This window comes from Paenibacillus sp. 01L418 (assembly GCF_056400045.1).
On record NZ_JBFTSN010000679.1, the window covers coordinates 1 to 2,094 of the forward strand.

At 47.6% G+C, this 2,094-nt stretch carries 1 protein-coding gene and 1 pseudogene; both read left to right on the plus strand.

The window, feature by feature from the left end:
- Nucleotides 1-23: 23 nt before the first annotated feature.
- Nucleotides 24-452: pseudogene (gene phoU, locus AC1DSE_RS34575) on the plus strand (phosphate signaling complex protein PhoU); the annotation flags it as partial.
- A gap of 190 nt (nucleotides 453-642) precedes the next feature.
- Nucleotides 643-2,094: GGDEF domain-containing protein (locus tag AC1DSE_RS34580; protein ID WP_477529044.1), on the plus strand; the 1,452-nt coding region annotated here is incomplete at its 3' end.

Here is a 2,094-nt window from a genome sequence, read left to right on the forward strand (position 1 = left end):
GGATTTGAGAAGAATTCTGTCCGGATTTGAGAAGAATTCTGTCCTCGTTTAAAATCGCAAGCGATTTGGAGCGTATGGGCGATCTCTCCGTTGATATTGCTAAGGTTGTATTGCGTTTAGAGGGTCAGGAGCTAATAAAACCGTTAATCGATTTGCCGCGTATGGCAGAAATTGTTCAGCTTATGACATACGAGTCCATTCAATCGTTTATTCAAGAAAACGTAGACCTGGCTTACAAAATGGCGAAGGACGACGATCAAGTTGATGCCCTGTATGGACAAATTACGCGCGAGCTTTATTCCCTTATGRTGGAAAATCCTCGCAATATTACACAGTCATCGCTTCTCACTCTCGTCGGACGTTACCTCGAAAGATTCGGTGATCACGCAACGAACATCGGTGAGAGCGTCGTTTATCTCGTAACGGGCAATCGTCCGGATTTGAACGTATAACCTACTTAAAACATACTTAAGACCGCCCACGCTTAGCTGCTGGACGGTTTTTTTGTTTAGGAGAAAAGAACTAAGAAAAATGTCGAATTTTACCGCAAGTTAATCCTTTTATGCATCTCCATTCACAATTGGCTGGTAAAGTAATACATAAAGGAACTGAAATAGACGATAGTCGATTGAGGGGATTGGCATGAATGGAGTCGGGGTTGGTTTATTCAATCGAGATATGCTCCGCAGCATAAAAGAGCGCTGGCATGAAGGCGGAATTGGTGTCATCTACGTCCGTTTTCGCATTGGGAACACAGCAGCAGAATCAGCATTGCAGCTATGGGAGGGCACGGAGGCAAGGCTTTTCTGGCGTCAGCGCCTTGAATGGGATTACTTTTATTTATTTGATCGGCAGCAGAAGGATGAACCGATCATTCGAGTGGTCGAGAAAGCGATGGAGCGGCTTATTGATAGGCTAAGGAAGTCTGATGCAAAAAAGGAAGACGGGGCTTTCTCAGACATCGATCTGGAGGTAAGCATAGGTCTTTCAACGGCATACCCTCCAGCAACCGGCCGTTCCTCGGAGTCGGTTGTTTATCGGATGATTCTTGATGCGATGGAGCAAAGCGCATATAACGTTACTCTCGGAAGGAACCGCCAAGAATCTCTATCCGAAGGCAAACCGAAAATAGAAAACTACGGTCAGATCATCGGAGCAGGCGAGCCAGTGCAGCAGCTGCATTTGCCGGGGAACCATAGCCGAACCGTTCGAATTGGCGGGCTTGCTGCACCTTTTCCGATATTTCCTGCCCGGGCCAGGGTGTCCGAGGTTGCTTATTTTTTCGATACGAATGCGAAGGCGCAAGGCGCGGTCATTGTCGATAAAGGCAGACCGATAGGCATCTTAATGAAAGAGAAGCTGCATCAAATGTTAGCCGGACAATTCGGGCTGCCTCTTTATTGGAACAGACCGATTGAGCGGATTATGAACAATCAACCGCTTATTGTGGATGAGCAGCTTACTGTCGAGCATGTATCTCAGCTGGCAATGGCAAGGGATTTCTCACAGCTATACGATGTCGTTCTTATTACGAAGGATGGACAGATGGYAGGAGCAGCTACGATCAGGTCTATCTTGGAATGCATGACGGCGCTTCGCACAGAGGCAGCACGAACAGCTAATCCGCTTACGGGGCTGCCGGGGAACGAGGAAATTCAGCTTGAACTGAGCCAGCGGATCGGACAAGGTGAGCCGTTTGCTGTCGTTTATGCGGACTTGGACTATTTTAAATGGTATAACGATTCCTTTGGTTTTGGGCTCGGAGATAATTTGATCCGCTATTTGGGAGATATTCTGCGTATGGAGCTTGATCAGCTCGGAGCAGGCGACGATTTTGTCGGACATATAGGCGGAGATGATTTCATCGTGGTAATGAGAGCAGATTCGGCGGAGCAACTATGTCAGGCGATGATAAAGCGTTTCGATAGCGGGATTAAAGCATTCTACGGCGGCGTTGAAGTAACGACAGTTGAGGATCGAGAGGGCAATCTCATTGATCAGGAGGGTGTAACGCTTTCTTTGTCACTCATGTTATGGGATGGCAGAGTAGCGCTTGCGGCAGATGATATTCCGAGGATTGCGGCAAAGCTGAAG